The organism is Sulfitobacter sp. F26204, from assembly GCF_026410305.1.
GTDB lineage: Bacteria > Pseudomonadota > Alphaproteobacteria > Rhodobacterales > Rhodobacteraceae > Sulfitobacter.
On record NZ_JAPMLQ010000004.1, the window covers coordinates 255,442 to 272,276 of the forward strand.

At 57.5% G+C, this 16,835-nt stretch carries 15 protein-coding genes; 11 read left to right on the forward strand and 4 right to left on the reverse strand.

The features are described 5' to 3' along the window. Positions 1–47: 47 nt before the first annotated feature. Positions 48–485: a DUF302 domain-containing protein gene (locus tag OS190_RS12525; protein ID WP_267159042.1), complete on the forward strand. Its 438-nt coding sequence runs from the start codon at positions 48–50 to the stop codon at positions 483–485. 3 nt (positions 486–488) lie between these two features. Here the strand turns inward: OS190_RS12525 and OS190_RS12530 are convergent, their stop codons facing one another. From OS190_RS12530 to OS190_RS12540, 3 genes are all read right to left on the reverse strand, one after another. Then, complete coding sequence (locus tag OS190_RS12530; protein WP_267159043.1) at positions 489–1,565, reverse strand: YeeE/YedE family protein; 1,077 nt, start codon at positions 1,563–1,565, stop codon at positions 489–491. 99 nt (positions 1,566–1,664) lie between these two features. Continuing rightward, positions 1,665–2,609 (reverse strand): MBL fold metallo-hydrolase, encoded by a 945-nt coding sequence (locus OS190_RS12535; protein WP_267159044.1) that lies wholly within the window; start codon positions 2,607–2,609, stop codon positions 1,665–1,667. A gap of 2 nt (positions 2,610–2,611) precedes the next feature. Next, positions 2,612–3,463, reverse strand: a complete 852-nt coding sequence (locus tag OS190_RS12540; RefSeq protein ID WP_416237407.1) for an MBL fold metallo-hydrolase — start codon at positions 3,461–3,463, stop codon at positions 2,612–2,614. Between the two features lie 221 nt (positions 3,464–3,684). Between OS190_RS12540 and OS190_RS12545 the strand changes: the two genes are divergently transcribed. From OS190_RS12545 to OS190_RS12560, 4 genes are all read left to right on the forward strand, one after another. After that, positions 3,685–4,398, forward strand: coding sequence for a cytochrome c biogenesis CcdA family protein (locus tag OS190_RS12545; RefSeq protein WP_267159046.1), 714 nt, complete (start codon positions 3,685–3,687; stop codon positions 4,396–4,398). Positions 4,399–4,414: 16 nt separating this feature from the next. Further along, positions 4,415–4,813 (forward strand): thioredoxin family protein, encoded by a 399-nt coding sequence (locus OS190_RS12550; RefSeq protein WP_267159047.1) that lies wholly within the window; start codon positions 4,415–4,417, stop codon positions 4,811–4,813. A 161-nt stretch (positions 4,814–4,974) separates the two neighbouring features. After that, positions 4,975–6,126, forward strand: a complete 1,152-nt coding sequence (locus tag OS190_RS12555; protein ID WP_267159048.1) for a lytic murein transglycosylase — start codon at positions 4,975–4,977, stop codon at positions 6,124–6,126. 1,837 nt (positions 6,127–7,963) lie between these two features. After that, positions 7,964–8,704: a hypothetical protein gene (locus OS190_RS12560; RefSeq protein ID WP_267159049.1), complete on the forward strand. Its 741-nt coding sequence runs from the start codon at positions 7,964–7,966 to the stop codon at positions 8,702–8,704. A gap of 145 nt (positions 8,705–8,849) precedes the next feature. Here OS190_RS12560 and OS190_RS12565 read toward each other — a convergent pair whose 3' ends face one another. After that, positions 8,850–9,626, reverse strand: a complete 777-nt coding sequence (locus OS190_RS12565) for an IclR family transcriptional regulator (protein WP_267159050.1) — start codon at positions 9,624–9,626, stop codon at positions 8,850–8,852. Between the two features lie 221 nt (positions 9,627–9,847). On the opposite strand from OS190_RS12565, the gene OS190_RS12570 reads away from it, so the two are divergent. The 6 genes from OS190_RS12570 (at position 9,848) to OS190_RS12595 (ending at position 16,833) form a co-directional block, all read left to right on the forward strand. After that, a complete protein-coding gene (locus OS190_RS12570; protein ID WP_267159134.1) occupies positions 9,848–11,332 on the forward strand; it encodes an ABC transporter substrate-binding protein in 1,485 nt (494 codons plus the stop codon). 95 nt (positions 11,333–11,427) lie between these two features. After that, the gene (locus OS190_RS12575; RefSeq protein ID WP_267159051.1) at positions 11,428–12,345 is read left to right on the forward strand and encodes an ABC transporter permease; all 918 of its coding nucleotides are present in this window, start codon (positions 11,428–11,430) and stop codon (positions 12,343–12,345) included. Position 12,346: 1 nt separating this feature from the next. Further along, positions 12,347–13,249 carry an ABC transporter permease gene (locus OS190_RS12580; RefSeq protein WP_267159052.1) on the forward strand — a complete coding sequence of 301 codons (903 nt, stop codon included), beginning with the start codon at positions 12,347–12,349 and terminating at the stop codon, positions 13,247–13,249. 2 nt (positions 13,250–13,251) lie between these two features. Next, positions 13,252–14,259: an ABC transporter ATP-binding protein gene (locus tag OS190_RS12585; RefSeq protein WP_267159053.1), complete on the forward strand. Its 1,008-nt coding sequence runs from the start codon at positions 13,252–13,254 to the stop codon at positions 14,257–14,259. Continuing rightward, positions 14,256–15,245, forward strand: a complete 990-nt coding sequence (locus tag OS190_RS12590; RefSeq protein ID WP_267159054.1) for an ABC transporter ATP-binding protein — start codon at positions 14,256–14,258, stop codon at positions 15,243–15,245. The genes OS190_RS12585 and OS190_RS12590 overlap by 4 nt, the downstream gene beginning before the upstream one ends. A 19-nt stretch (positions 15,246–15,264) precedes the next feature. Continuing rightward, positions 15,265–16,833, forward strand: a complete 1,569-nt coding sequence (locus tag OS190_RS12595) for a gamma-glutamyltransferase family protein (RefSeq protein WP_267159055.1) — start codon at positions 15,265–15,267, stop codon at positions 16,831–16,833. Positions 16,834–16,835: the final 2 nt, after the last annotated feature.

The following is a 16,835-nucleotide window of genomic DNA, read 5'->3' on the forward strand; positions in this document are numbered from 1 at the left end:
TGTGCTTTTCTCATTAAACTGAAACGACAACTTTGGGAGAAACGAATATGAAATCCTTTATACTGGGCGGCATCGCAAGTTTGGCCATGGCTGTTGCGGCACAGGCAGGTGACACGTCAACGGTCTACGATTTTGATGGCAGCTTCGAAGACGCCGCCTTCAGCGTGGAAAACGCAATCATTGGTAAGGGTCTGGTGATTGATTATGTCAGCCATACCGGTGAAATGCTGAACCGCACTGGCGCCGACGTCGGCAGCACCGAACCTCTGTTTGTCGCGGCTGATGTCTATGTTTTCTGTTCTGCGGTTCTGTCCAGAAAGGTGATGGAAATCAACCCGATGAACATCGCCCATTGCCCCTATGGGATATTCGTGGCCGAACGTCAGGGCCGGGTGATGGTTGGCTATCGCAATTATCCCAAGGGTCCGATGCAGGAAGTGCAGGCGCTTCTGGACGACATCGCCCGCGAAGCGGTCGGAGATTGATCGTCAGGACTGCGGGCTAATGCGCGCAGTCCTGCCACCAAAGCCGCCCTGCGCAATGCGATGCGTGATCACGGCTCCCACCCACATTGACAGCAAGGCCAGCCAGGCTGTCAGGGCAAAGATCGATCCCCCCGACATGCCCGCACCCACCGCGCATCCGCCCGCCAACATGCTGCCAAAACCCATCATTACTCCCCCGATCAGATAACGCTCCATCGGCATCTCAGGTTCGAACCGCTGGATTTTCGCCTCCCCGTTCAAGGCGGCCATGACGAAAGCCCCGACAATGACCCCAGGGACAAGGCCGGACCCGAAACCCATCGGCAGTTGGCGCTCATTGATGAATCCCATCAAGGTATCGGCTGATGGGCCGGTAAAAGTGATAGAGGACACCTGCACCACCTCAAAGGAACTTTGCGATACTCCATAGGTGGCAAGCCATCCCGCGCAAATCGCAGCGCCGACCAGCACCGCAGCGGCAATCCGTCCGGACGAATTGCCCCGGTAGCGCGCAAAACCGATCGCCAGCGCCAGACAGATCAACGCGAGGCCCGCAACCAACGCAGGGGAAGTTCCCAAATAGGTCAGTAAATCCCGCGTCGGCCCGCCTGGGACCGTCCATACCGCGCTCAGCTTTTCACGTAGCGGTGACAGGAAGCCCCGCAGAGAGGCCTGCGCGGTCAATGTTAGGACCAGCCCGGTGATCATCGCACGCAGGTTGCCTGTTGCCGACAAGACCAGCAAACGACTGGCACAGCCACGCGCCAGGATCATGCCCGATCCGAACATCAAGCCGCCAATGATGGCACCTGACAGGCTGCCTTCTGCCGCGATTTGTCTTGCGTCCGACAGGTCGAGAAACCCAAACCAGATTGCGGCTTGCACACTCACCACCGCAGCGCTGAACGCCACGAACCAAATCGCGATACGTGGTCCCCAGATATTCTGGGAAAACTCGATTGTCGCCGCCCGCAGGCAGAATCGCGAATGTTGGGCAGCCGCACCAAAAAGGATGCCGATGAGACAGGAAAGCCCGAACAGGACGGGACCGTCGCCGAGGGTATCAATCAGGTTTTCCACGCTTTGTCCCCCAAAATAGGTTCGGGACAAGTCTTAGCATCAAGGGGCGTGGGAACCTTGATGTAGATCAACGTTCGCGCCGGAAAAAGCCTGTGTTGCCTATTCAAACTCCATTTGTTCATAGACACGACCGGCATTCTTGGTGGCCAGTTCCTCATAGGTGTCCAGATGCGCGTAAGGCGATTGATCCACATAATAGGCCTCGGCCAGATCACCACCTTCGTCCAGATGGGCACCGATCTTTTCACGCAGATAAATCAGGTAGTCGCGGGTATAGCGGCGCACCTGATCCATGTTCGTCGGATGGCCATGACCGGGGATTACATAGGTCGCGCCCAGCGGCTCAAACGCCGTGTCCCATGTCTCGATCCAGTCGGCAGTCATCGTATGTTCGAAAATCGGCAGCATACGTTCGTGAAAGGCCATATCGCCGGATATGACCAGGCTCTTTTGCGGCAGCCAGACCACTATATCACCAGGACTGTGAGCGGGGCCAAGATACCGCGCTTCAATGCTCATATCGCCCAGCTCGACCTTGTAGGTGTCGTCAAAGGTCTGCGTCGGCAGCGTCACTTCGGTCTTGTCCGCACGCTCCTTCAAACTGCGTTGTGCGGCACTCAGCGATTGCGCGCCGTATTCCTCGAATTCGATGGCGGCCTCTGTATGGGCGACAATTTCAACGCCCTGTTCGGCCCAATAGGTATTGCCCAGCATCGCATGACCTTGGCCGTTTTCGTTGAACACCAGTTTGACGGGCTGGTCGGTCACCGCCTTGATTTCATGGTGCAGTGCTTTGGCCAGCAAATAGGATCCGCCCGCATTGACAACCACCACACCGTCACCGGTAATGATAAAGCTCAGGTTGTTGTTGTGCCCTGCGTTTTCATAGGTCGGCGGCGCGGTGGCACCGATTGCCGAAAACACATTCGGGATCACCTCGACTGGCTTGGAGTAGAGTATCGAGGCGGGATATTGGTCCGCGATGTCTTCGCTCGCCAAGGCAGATGTGGCGCAAAGGGCAAAAGCAAGGATGAGGTGTCGCATTATCATTTCTCCGTCAAAAAGGCATAGCCGTCAGCAGATTTTTCAACAAATCCGATACCGTTACCGGTCAGGTGATACCCGATCACCCGGGTCTTCTCATGTGCCAGCTGATCCATCAGTTTAACCCGGGTCTCTGCCGCTGTTTCAGGGTCTTGATCCGACCCTGAATGCCAGGCCGGCCTGGCAAAGGCGATGTGATCGTTGCCGATACAATCGCCCAAAATCATGACTGACTCGGTGCCCTTTCGCACCTCGAACGCCATGTGTCCGGGCGTATGGCCAAAGGTCGCATGTGCCATTACCCCCGGAAATACCTCATCACCATCGCCAACAAAGGTGATCTGGTCCTCGATCATTTCCAACCGGCGCTGGGCTCCAACAGCAAATGAAGCGCGGGAGTCGCCGATCTCGTTCACCGTATTGGGGTTCATCCAGTAGTCCCACTCTGTTTTGCCAATCATATAGGTGGCTTCAGGGAACAGCGGATCGTCGAAATCATCCAGTACCCCCCACAAATGATCAGGATGTGCATGGGTAAAAACGATGTCGGTCACGTCTTCCGGCACAACATCAAGCGCCTCTAAAGATTCAAGCAATATGCCCGAATTCGGTGCGAAATCCGGGCCGGACCCCACATCGAAAAGCACAACGCGATCGCCCTGCCGCATCAATGTCACATTGCAGGGCGGGGTCAGAATCTCGGCGGATTGACCGTATTTCTCCAGAATGGGCAACAGGGCGTCCTTCGGCATCGGATCAAAGATAAAGCTGCCTGGCAGGGTAAGGGAGCCATCGCTGGCAACATCCAGCTGAATATCTCCAACCATCAGTTGCGCATGCGCCATGCCTGGCATCAGACCAAGCGCCTGCCCAGCGACCAGTCCCGCACCGCCAGCAATGAGTTTGCGTCGTGAAATCACTTTACCGCCCTCCAATAATTCCCTTATCTGAATATGATCGAATGTCATCCCATGGGCAAGCGCTATGGCGCGATCCGCTTTTGCTGACGCCAACGTGAGCGAGGGATCAACGCATTTTTGTTGCCTTGGCCTGCGTTCGCATTCACATCAACTGCATGGAATTCGTCTTTGCCTACCTCGCGGGTCTGCTGACCTTGATCAATCCCTGCGTTCTGCCGGTTCTGCCCATCGTTCTGGCCACTGCGCTGAACGCAGATCGTTGGGGCCCCATGGCCCTGGCCGCAGGGATGAGCTTGTCTTATGTCGCCTTCGGAGTGTTGGTGACGGCCTTTGGGGCGTCAATCGGTCTGACCCAGGATCGGCTGGCGCAGATTGGCGCGGTCTTGATGATCGTTTTTGGCCTGATCCTCCTGGTGCCGATGTTTGCCCACCGGTTTGAACAGGCAACCGCAGGCATCGCAGCGGGGGCGGATGTGCGGATCAATCGGCTCGACGGTTCGGCAATGAAAGGCCAGTTTATCGGCGGGATGCTGCTTGGCGCGGTCTGGTCCCCCTGCATCGGACCAACTTTGGGCGGCGCAATCGCGCTGGCCTCGCGCGGCGAAAACCTTGGCTTTGTCACGTTGGTCATGACCAGCTTTGCCCTGGGAGTTTCGACAGTGATCCTTGTGCTGGGTCTGGGAGCCCGCGAGGCAATCCGCACCCGTGCCCAGATGCTGCGCAGCATCGCGGGGCGCTCCAGATCCATCCTCGGTGCTACTTTCATTGCTGTCGGAGTGGTGCTTGTTTTCCAAATCCACCACATTGTCGAAGCTTGGGTGCTCGATCTAATGCCGATCTGGCTCCAGGATCTATCTGTCGCCCTCTAACTCTAAGGAAAACAATATGAAACGCCGTTCCTTCCTTGTCTCATTGGCTGCTGCATCCTTGATGCCGATCACCGCTTTTGCTGCCGATTATGTCACTTATACGCCGGGGGTTATCGACGCGGCCCTCGACAAAGGCAAAACCGTCTTTGTCGATTATTCGGCAACTTGGTGCGGTACCTGCAAACGCCAGGAACGTGTCATCGAAGCGCTGCGCAAAGACAATCCCGCCTATGACGCAGCAATGATCTTTGTAAAGGTCGACTGGGATACCTACAAAAATGCCGATGTCACCCTTTTTCGTGAAATCCCCCGCCGTTCGACGCTGATCGTGTTGCGCGGCGAGGATGAGTTGGGGCGCGTAGTCGCAGGCACATCCGAAGCGCAGATCAAGGCGTTGCTGGACACTGGTCTCTGAAGCCTCTGCTTTGGTCAGGGGCTGACTTTGTCACTTGAAGTGGCGCAGGCCCGGCAATGGGCTGTCCGAAATCCGCCGATCTGATCTGTGGGGTTCAAACCCTGCTTCCCGCGGCGATTTTCCTGCGCTAGGGTTGTGTAAAACAGAATGGATCAGAGCAGATGAACCTTTCACGTAGATCGACACTCTTGGGTCTTGGTGCCTTCGGCCTCAGCGCCTGCGGCACGGGCGGCACCCTGGGCCCGCGCGCAGGAACAACCGATGCCGCCGGCTTGCCTGCGGACCTGCGCCCGGCTGCAAATCCAGCCTATGACGCATGGGTGACAAATTTCCGCAGCCGCGCCGTGGGGCAGGGCATCTCGTCGAATGTTCTTGCCGTCGCCTTTCGCAACACCGGCTATTTGCCCGGTGTGGTCAAGCGAGACAGGAACCAGACCGAATTTTCCCGCACGCTGGAAGACTACCTTGCCATTGCGGCATCGGACGAACGTGTCGCCAAAGGCCGTGCTGCCTTTTCGCGCTACCGCAACACCCTCGCCGCGGTCGAAGCCCGCTACGGCGTTGCCGCCGAAATCGTGACCGCGATCTGGGGCCTCGAAAGCTTTTACGGAGAGCGGCGCGGCAACGTGCCGGTAATTTCTTCCACCTCCACCCTCGCTTTTGACGGGCGGCGCGGGGCTTTCTTTGAAAAGCAACTGGTTGCTGCCCTGAAAATCCTGCAAAGCGGCGACACCACCGCGGCCAACCTCAAGGGGTCCTGGGCCGGTGCCATGGGCCATACCCAGTTCATACCGACCTCCTACCAAGCCTTTGCCGTCGATTTCAACGGCGACGGCCGCCGCGACATCTGGTCGGAAAACCCCGAAGATTCGCTTGCTTCCACTGCGGCCTACCTGTCGCGCAATGGCTGGACCAAAGGGCGGAAATGGGGCGGGGAATTCGGCAACAACGCTCCCAGTGGCCGCATGATCCAGCCGCAGGCAGGCGGGCCGCGCTTTGCCGTGACCAGCAATTTCAACGTGATCAAACGGTATAACAATTCCGACAGCTATGCGATTGGCGTAGGGCATCTGGCCGATCGCATCGCAGGCGGAGGCCCGATCCGCGCCAGCTTCCCCCCCGATAAATACGGGCTCACCAAAGACGACCGCGTGCGCCTGCAACAACGCCTGACGGCCAAGGGGTTCGACACCGGCGGCAGCGACGGTGTTGTCGGCCCGAACAGCCGCAAGGCCATCAGCGCCTATCAAGGTAGCATTGGCCAGCAACCCACAGGTGATCCGTCACAGGAATTGCTTCGCTCGCTCGAATAACGTCCCAAACGTCTGCACGGTCCAGTTGCCGCCTGTCTGCGGGGGGGGCAGGCCTGGATCGTACGCCACAGCAACTGCCGGTCAGATGCTGTGGGGGCATAACAATATGACGTCTAAATTTTCCGGTGTCACATTTCCAAACGCAGCATTTCACGGTGGCGCTGCCCCATTTACACAAAAGACCCGGATGATTCGAGCCTTTCCTGCGGCTGAAAATTGGTGTGAATTACAATAATTACAAAGGCTTGGTATTGGCGCCGAAGGTGAAACAATTACTGGCACCAATCTCCCAAATCTGACCGGAATGGTGCTCAATTGTGGCCAATGTTTGTTTTTTGCTGACGCCACATACGCGCGGGATTACGGAATTGTGACATCGATAATTCACTTCGGAGCCACGAATGCTTGACAATGCCACGCCTGTAAAAGTCCCCGTTACGGTCACACTCGGGTGTGACCCCCAGGTCACCGTAACCCTGACAGAAACTCCATCCGGTACAGTTTTTGTGTCGATTGCACCCACAGACCCGGCACAGCCGGTGGGCGATATCGACGGTATATTCTTTGATCTGGCTGACAACAGCCAGCTCGATTCAATCAATTTCTACCCGGATGCCAATTCTGGAACTATCTTTTCTCCGGTAACAGGCATTCAGGCGGCGGCCGACAGCGTCAATACGCTGGCAAACGGTGCCCAGGTGACAGACAATTATGACATCGGTATCCAGTTCGGCCTATCCGACAATTCCACCGAAGGCACGGTCCCGCAGGCCAACTTTACACTGTGGTCGGACAATGGTCCGCTACAGCTGCAGGATCTCGATCTGGGCAGCCTCGCCACCGTGGTCAATTCTGACGGGGGTAATGGTCAGGTTCTGACCACCCATGACGGCCCGGGTGATCCGCCTGTACTGGTCTCCAAGGTCGTGCTGTTCGAAAACTTCAACGACATCCACAGCCCCTCGGATTCAAGCATCATTGAAAGCAACACAGGCTGGGCTGCCGGCTGGGACAAATTGGTCACCAACGGCTACAATGACGGCACCGTCACCTTTGAGGAGGTTTCAACCGAAGGCCCCGTCACCCTGACGATGGACCTGAACACCCACGATACCCGTGTATTCGAAAACTGCGGCTGGGGCGAAGACAGCCTGCGCGTCGAGGTCAGCATCGATGGCGGCGGCTGGGTTCTGCTGGACGAATATCAGGTCAACAACCAGGGCACGGCGATTGTCGGGTCTGAAACCGGTCAGTCCTTTGGCAATTCCGGCAGCACCGTCACCTACTCCGGCGGCATCCTGGACACGGCAGAGGAAAGCGCACAGTTCCGCGTGGTTTCAGACATCACCAGTGGCAACGAATATATCAAGATCGACAATGTTTCGATCAGCGCGACACAGGCTGAAGGCGGCTCTACCTCTGCGCCCACGACGACGATCGTCGAAGAAGTCCTGGCCGATGATTTCGATGATCTGCACAATGCACGGGATTCCAACATCGTGCAAAGCAACACGGGCTGGGCTGCGGCCTGGGACAAGCTGGTCACCAACGGCTATAACGATGGCACGTTGACCTTCAACGAAATCGATACTGACGGCCCCGTCACCCTGACGATGGACCTGAACACCCACGATACCCGTGTATTCGAAAACTGCGGCTGGGGCGAAGACAGCCTGCGCGTCGAGGTCAGCATCGATGGCGGCGGCTGGGTTCTGCTGGANACCAGGGCACGGCGATTGTCGGGTCTGAAACCGGTCAGTCCTTTGGCAATTCCGGCAGCACCGTCACCTACTCCGGCGGCATCCTGGACACGGCAGAGGAAAGCGCACAGTTCCGCGTGGTTTCAGACATCACCAGTGGCAACGAATATATCAAGATCGACAATGTCTCGGTGACAGCTACTCAGGAAGTACCCGAAGACGGCACAACAGAAACCGTGGAAACGGTTCTGCTTTGCGAAGACTTCAATGATGTAAGCGACCCGGATGATTCTGCCGCGATTGAAAGCGACGGCGGCTGGGACGTTCAAGGTGGTGCGGCACGCACGGACGGTTGCAACGATGGTATTCTCAAGACGGCCGCCGTCGAGACAGACGGAAATGCAACCTTCAGTTTTGACGCCTCCGTCGACAATGCCTGTAACTTCGAATCCTGGGGATGGGCCGCCGATTGCATGACCTTGCAGGTGCGTATCGACGAAGACAACTGGAAGACATTGGACACGTTCAAGGTCAACCACGGCAAGACAGCATTGGTGGGCAACCAAACGGGCAATGAAATCACCGAAGGCGGCAGCAACCTGTCATACTCTGGTGGTGTGCTTGATGATGTGAAGGGTGACCTGCAGTTCCGCTTTGTCTCCGATTTCACATCGTCGAACGAGGTTGTTCGCATTGACAATATCAAGCTGACCGAGACTTCCGAAGAAGTCGTCGATACACCAGACGGCGATTGCGAAGGCGGCCAGTATGATGTCGGGTATATTGCCGGTGTACCGGTGCTGAAACCGGTGTCCGAAGACCAACTGAAAACGCTGGATGAAGAAGTCGAGGATCTGCTGGATGACGTAATCGTCTGATCCACGCAACATGCGCGACACTGCGGCTCTTGCCCTCAATAAGGGGGCGGGGGCCGTTTTTGTTTCTGGCGGTGCTTGCATCATCCGACAGGATCCCGCCAATTCTGCCGTTCCGGGTCCCTGTTACAGACCGGTCACAGGGCAGTCAGGGGCGCAGAATCGGTGAGATCGCATTGGCTGCATCCAGAAGCCAGGGTAGTATCTTTGCCTTGATCCGCGCTTCGTCCCAATGATGCGCGGACACGGAACAATGTACCGCTGCCCGGCCTCTGCTGTCAGGTCCACGAATCGCGCAGGCGATGCCGATCTCGCTCAGGATCATCTGGTCATGGGTGATCGCAAATCCGTTTTGGACCACGGTGCCGATCTGGCGGGCAATTTCGGCGCGGTCCAGTGTCGTGCGTGAGGTATGGGCGTGCAGATGCCAGTCGCGAATGGCGGCGTCGCGCTCGTCGCTTGGGTGCGTCGCCAGGATCACTTGACCCGCAGATGTGTTCAACGCGGGAACCGTACGCCCGGGGACAGATGCGGCAAAAATCGTGCGGGTACAGGGCAGTCGCGCGGTATAGATGATCCTGTCGCCTGATAGCTCGGCAAGGTTCACCGTTTCACCCAGACGTTGGGACAGGTCGATCAGTTTGGGCATCGCACGCGCCACCAGTGGATTGGACCAATAATAGGCATAGGCCAGTTGCAGCCAGGCATGTGTCGGGCGGTAACGGCGGGTGACGGGATCCTTGTCGAGCATGCCTTCAAGATGCAAAGTATTTGCCAAGCGTTGAACGGCGCTTTTGTCCAGACCGGTAAGGCTGGCAAGCTCGACCAGAGAAAGCTCCGTGTGGGTTTCATCAAAGGCGCGCAGAACCCTCAGTCCTTTTGCCAATGTCCCCACGAAAAGCGTATTCTGTTTGGATTTCGTCATAGATTCCCGTGTGCCGTGCCTCACGCAGAGCGAATACCCTGGGAATTGAGGCTTGATTTCCAAATTTCCTTAGGGTCAACTAATTATATGCCGATGCAAGGTATCACTATATGATACTCGCTTCTCGGTAAATACACTTAATTGCAGCGGCCGCGCTATGCTGCCGCAGGGGGGACCAAATGACGATCAATTTCCTGAGAACAACAGCCATTGCCCTGGCAATGTCGGTGTCGGCCACCGGTGTCGCGCTTGCCGACAAGGCAAACGACACCCTGCGTGTTGCCTATACAAAAGAGCTGGAAAACGTTGACAGCTATTTCAACTCCTCGCGCGAAGGCGTCGTCCTGCAGCGTGCCATCTGGGACGGGCTGATCTATCGTGATCCGATCACCAATGAGTACAAGGGCAACCTTGCCACCGAATGGAAATGGATCGACGACAAGACGCTGGAACTCAAGCTGCGAGAGGGTGTGACCTTTCACAATGGCGATGCTTTTGATGCCGATGATGTGGTCGCCACTGTCAATTTTGTTGCCAAGGAAGAGAACGGCGTCAAAACACAGCGCAACGTGAACTGGATGGAATCCGCAGAGAAAGTCGATGATTTTACCGTGCGGATCAAAACCAAAAATGTGTTCCCTGCTGCGATTGAATTCCTGTCCGGTCCTGTCTCGATGTATCCGTCGGATTATTATGCCGAGGTTGGCCCCTCCGGAATGGGTTTGAAACCTGTCGGAACCGGTCCTTACAAGGTGGTTGAAGTGGTTCCCGGACAGCATTTTGTTCTGGAAAAGAACGAAAATTATCACGACAGCCCCAAGGGCCAGCCCAGCATCGGCACCATTGACATCCGCACGATCCCCGATGTGAACACCCAGATCGCAGAGCTGTTTTCCGGTTCTCTTGATCTGATCTGGCAGGTGCCGGCGGATCAGGCGGAAAAACTGTCGGAAATGGGCGACCAGTTTGTTGTCACCAACGAATCCACCATGCGTGTCGGGTATCTGGCGATGGATGCGGCAGGCCGCTCCAGCATGGATCCGAATCCGTTCAAGGACCTCAAGGTGCGTCAGGCCATCAACCATGCGATCGACCGCAATGCATTGGTCGACAACCTGTTGAAAGGGAAGTCCAAGGTCGTCTGGACACCCTGTTTCCCCAGCCAGTTCGGCTGCGACCAGAACGTGACGGAATATCCCTACGACCCTGAAAAAGCCAAGGCATTGCTTGCTGAAGCCGGCTACCCTGATGGTTTCGAAACCGAATTCTACGCCTACCGGGACCGCGACTATGCCGAAGCGATTACGAGCTTTCTGAACGCTGTTGGCATCAAGACGGACTTCAAGATGCTGCAATATTCCGCTTTGCGTGAATTGAACATGAAGGGTGAGGTGCCTTTGACCTTCCAGACATGGGGCAGCTATTCGATCAATGATGCATCGGCCATGGTCAGCCAGTTTTTCAAGCACGGCAGCCTTGATTCCACGCGCGATGATCAGGTGCTCGAATGGTTGGATGTCGCGGACCAGTCAAACGATCCCGAGAAGCGCAAGGAGTTTTATTCCAAAGCGCTGAATCGGATTGCGGAGCAAGCCTACTGGGCACCGATGTTCAGCTACAACACCAACTATGTGACCAACAAGGACGTAGACTATACGCCCACGGCGGATGAGGTGCTGCGTTTCACCAACATGAGCTGGAAGTAATACAACTGACCTGCCCGAAGCCAGTTTGCAACGGTTCGGGCGGGTCTCCTTTGACGCGATGATTTCCGCACATACCGGCAAGGAGGCTGCAGCCCATGCTGCCATTTATTCTCAAACGGCTGGGCCTCGCGATTCTTGTGGCCTTCACAGTAAGTTTCATCAGCTTTTCCCTGCTTTTCCTTTCAGGAGATCCCGCAGCGGCCCTGGCTGGCGAAACCGCCAGCGGTGAGGATGTCGAGGCGATCCGCGTATTATACGGCTTCAACCGACCGATGCTGGTGCAATACGGTGAATGGCTTGTGCAGGCGCTTCAGGGCAATTTTGGCGAAAGCTATTATTTCAAACTTCCGGTGGCGAGCCTGATTGCCGACCGTCTCAGCGTGACGATGACCTTGGGTGTCTGCGGCATTACCTTTGCCTTGTTGACGGCGGTGCCTCTGGGGGTTGCTGCCGCAATCCGACCCAATTCCATCATCGACCGCGTCGCCTTGTTCCTTTCGGTGGCCGGACAGGCAATGCCCAGCTTCTGGTTCGGTCTGATCCTGATCGTCGTCTTTGCGATCAAACTTGGCTGGCTGCCGCCTTCGGGGGCAACGACATGGCGTCACTTTATCATGCCGACAATTGTACTTGGTTATTATGCAATGCCGGCGATCATGCGCCTGACACGTGCCGGGATGCTTGAGGTCTTGAGCTCTGATTACATCAGGACAGCACGTGCGAAAGGCGCCGGCGAAGGGCGCGTCATGTTCAAACACGCCCTGCGCAATGCAATCATTCCGGTGGTCAGCCTCGCGGCGGTCCAGATGGGATTCATGCTGGGGGGATCCATCGTGGTTGAATCCGTCTTCGCATTGCATGGTGCAGGCTACCTCGCATGGGAGAGCATCGCGCGCAACGATCTGCCGACCGTGCAAGCCCTGATCCTGATTTTCTCGATGTTCTATATCATCTTCACCTTTCTGGCAGATGTGCTGAACGCCTGGCTCGACCCCCGGATGAGGAGTTCTTGACATGACGGTGCAACAAACCATCGATCCACTGCTGGAAGAGATTTCAGGGCCGACTCCGCGCCAGATCTTGCGCAAGCGAGTCACCGGCCACAAAGGATTGATTTTCGGTCTGTTTGTGGTTTTCCTTTTGGTTTTGGTGGCGGTCTTTGCGCCATTGCTGGCCCCACATTCCCCCTATGAACAAAGTTTGGGCAGCAGGATGATCGAACCGGTCTTTCTGGGCGGGACTTGGGAGCATCCGCTGGGTACCGACCATCTTGGCCGTGATTACATGTCGCGCTTGATCTATGGCGCACGGGTTTCGTTGCTGATCGGTTTGGTGGCCGCGATGATTTCCGGCACCATCGGGACCGCCATGGGCGTCGCTGCCGGCTATTTCGGCGGCAAGGTGGATGCCGTGGTGACCTTCTTGATCAACGTGCGGCTGGCGATGCCGGTCGTCCTGGTGGCGCTTGCCGTTGTCGCCATTCTGGGCGGATCTCTCCAGGTTGTGATCGGCGTTCTGGGTCTTTTGCTATGGGATCGTTTTGCGGTCGTCATGCGTGCCTCGACGCTGCAGGTGCGGCGGCGCGAATATGTCGCCGCTGCACAGGCCATCGGTGCCTCAACAACACGGGTTGTCCTGTCGGAAATCATGCCGAACATCGTCAACAACCTGATCGTGATCGTCACGCTGGAAATGGCACATGCGATCCTGCTGGAGGCGACCCTTTCCTTCCTCGGGCTCGGCGTACAGCCACCGACACCAAGTTGGGGCCTCATGGTCAGTGAAGGCAAGAACATGATGCTCTTTGAGCCCTGGCTGGTCCTGATCCCCGGTGTTGTCCTGTTTGTACTGGTGCTGGCCATCAATCTGATGGGCGACGGCCTGCGTGATGTGACCGCCCCCGATAGCCGGAGCTGATGATGACCAGACACACAGAAACACCATTGCTCAGCGTGCGCGGTCTGACGCTGGACATCCCCTTGCCCAGTGGCGTCCTGCACGCCGTACGCGGCATCGACTTTGATCTGCACCGCGGCGAAACGCTTTGTATCGTGGGGGAAAGCGGGTCAGGCAAATCGCTGACCTCGCTAGCGATCATGGGTTTGCTGGACAAGAACATCCAGCGCAGCGCGGATCAGCTGGATTTCAATGGAATTGAACTGACGACAGCTTCCAAGCGACAGATGCGTGCCCTGCGCGGTGACCGCATCGCAATGATCTTTCAAGAGCCTATGACCTCGCTCAACCCGGCCTATACCATTGGTGACCAATTGAGCGAAGCCATGCGCCTGCACCGTAACGTCAGCCGCGAAAAGGCGCGCGCGCGCGCAGTGGAACTTTTGGAAAAGGTAGGCATCACCGCCGCCGAAAGCCGTCTAGGCCAATATCCGCACCAGTTATCCGGGGGGCTGCGCCAACGAGTGGTGATTGCAATGGCCTTGATGTGCGAACCCGAGCTTATCATTGCCGATGAACCGACAACGGCCTTGGATGTCACCATTCAGGCACAAATTCTCAGCCTGCTGGTGGACCTCACGAAAGAAATGGATGTCGCAATGATCCTGATCACCCATGATCTTGGCGTTGTTGCCCGTGTCGCTGACAAGGTGGGCGTTATGTATGCCGGGGAACTGGTGGAAACCGGCCCTGCGGGTGATGTCTTCGGCACGCCGATGCACCCCTATACCCGCGGCCTGCTGCGCTGCATCCCGCAACCGGGCAAGACCGAACGTGGCCAACCGCTCGGGACCATTCCGGGCATTGTCCCGTCACTGGTCGGTGCGGTGCAGGGGTGCGCCTTTCGCACCCGTTGCCCCCATGCCGTCGATGCTTGCCGTGGGGCGATCCCCGAACAGGGTGCCGCGCCGCACGAATTCCTGTGCATCTACCCTGATGGCGCAGCCTCCGCCGAAGGAGAGATGACATGACAGCGCCAGTCCTTGAACTGAAAAAAATCGCAAAGGTTTATCACGTCAAACAGGGATTGTTCGGCAAATCGAAGCCGCTGAAAGCGGTGAATGATGTTTCCTTGACGCTGAACAAGGGCGAGGTGCTGGGCCTTGTAGGTGAATCCGGTTGCGGAAAATCCACCCTTGCCAAGATCCTGCTGGGTCTTGAGGCTCCGACCGAAGGGCAGGTGCTGGTGGAAGGGGCACAAATCGCAGGGCAGGACCGCCTGGCACTGGCGCGCCGCATCCAGCCGATTTTCCAGGATCCTTATTCCTCCCTGAACCCGCGCAAGACCATTGCAGACATCGTGTCCTTGCCACTGCGGGTTCATGGCATCGGGGATGCGGCCAGCCGCGCCAAGCAGGTGCGCGAAACGCTTGAACTTGTAGGTCTGCCCGCGCGTGTCCTTAACACCTATCCCAGCCAGATGTCGGGCGGACAGCGCCAGCGCGTCGCCATTGCCCGCGCCCTGATCATGCACCCTGAAATCGTGATTTGCGACGAACCCACCTCCGCTTTGGACGTATCGGTGCAAAGCCAGATCCTTAACCTGCTCAACGAGCTGCGCGAGGAATTCGGCCTGACCTATCTTTTCATCAGCCACGATCTGGCAGTGGTGGAACATCTGGCGACCCGTGTGGCGGTCATGTATCTGGGTCGCATCGTCGAAGAGGCCCAAGCCGCCGATCTCTTCGAGGCACCGCGTCACCCCTATTCGCGCGCCCTGTTGAATTCGGTTCTGACACCTGATCCTTCCCAAGGTGTCCCCGATACGCAGCTGGGTGCCGCTTACCCAAACCCGATCGCACCGCCTTCGGGTTGTCATTTTCATCCGCGTTGTCCTCTGGCCACGGACCATTGCAAGAACAAGGCACCGCGCCCCGTCCTGCGCAAGGGTGGTCATGTCGAATGCCACCTGCATGATCCCGACAGCCCGATGTACAGCGCAGATTTCACCGCCTGACGACCAAAGGAATTCCACCATGGCTTCAAGCCTGTCCCGCTCGCTCCAGACCACCAAAACGGTTATTGAAACCAAAGGCGGCGTCGTCGCCGCCCAGCACCGCCTTGCGGCAGAGGCGGGGGCAGAGGTCCTGCGCGCCGGTGGCGACGCTGTTGATGCGGCGGTTGCGACCTCGTTTGTAATCGGGGTACTTGAGCCTTGGATGAGTGGTCCGGCCGGCGGCGGGGCAATGATGCTCTGGCGCGCGGATCAGGGCAAGGCGGTCGCGGTTAACCATGGCATGCGAGCGCCCAGAGATCTGCGGGTTGAGGATTTTCCACTTTCCGGTGCCGGTATTGCCGGTGATCTTTTCCCATGGGAACAGGTCGTTGGCGACGTGAACGTTCAAGGTGCCAAGGCAATTGCCGTGCCTGGTGTCGTGGACGGACTCGGTCAGGTGCATGAACGCTTTGGCAAACTCCCCTGGGCCGACCTTGTTGCTCCGGCAGTGGCCCATGCCCGACAGGGAATGCAGGTGGACTGGTACGCCGCCCTCTGCATTGCCTCGGTGACGCGGATGTTGGCACAGGATTCCGATGCGGCGGCGCTGTTTCTCGAAGATGGGCAATGGCCGACAATTTCAGGATGGACCGCTTTGGCGGAAAAGCGTCTGAACCAGTCCAGAATGGCCGACAGCCTCGATGCCATCGCTCGCGAGGGGGCGCGTGCGCTTTATGACGGCGATGTCGGTGCCGCCATGGCCCGTGACATCCAGGACAAGGGTGGGTACCTCAGCCGCGAGGATTTGACCGCCTACCACGCCGACGTACAGACCCCCCTCAGCTTTTCGTACCGTGATGCACGGTTTCATGTGATGGACGGCCTGACCGCCGGCCCCACCTTTGCGCATGCCCTGTCGGAAATCGAAAAACACGATCTCAGCAACAAGCCTGAGGCATTTGCGGCCTATGCGGCCGGCCTCGATTCAGCCTATGCCGCGCGGTTGGGCACCATGGGGGACGATGGTGAAAGCCCCGCAGCCCCTGGGTCGACCACGCATTTCTCGGTCGTGGACCGTGATGGCAATATGGTGGCCCAGACCCAGACACTGTTGTCGATTTTCGGCAGCCGTGTCGTATCGCCCTCGACGGGTTTCCTGATGAACAATGGTATCATGTGGTTCGATCCGGTGCAGGGACGCCCGAACTCGCTTGGTGCTGGCAAACGCTGCTTGATGAACGTATGCCCAGTGTTGGGTGAAACCGGGTCGCGACGTTTTGCCTTTGGTGCGTCAGGCGGGCGCAAGATCGTGTCGGCCATGACGCAAATGTCTTCGTTCGTCGTGGATTTCGGCATGGATGTGGGTGCCGCATTTCACCACCCGCGCATTGATGTATCCGGTGGCAAGCACGTGGTCGCGGACGCCGCCCACACCCCCGAGATACTGGACCGCCTGCGTGCCGCTCATGAGGTGGTCACCACCCCACGCAGCGTCTTTCCCTATGCCTTTGCCTGCCCGGCAGGCGTGATGCGCGACGGCGAGGTCAACACCGGCTGTACCGAGATCATGTCGCCCTGGGGCGATACTGCATTAGAACAAGAGGACTAGGT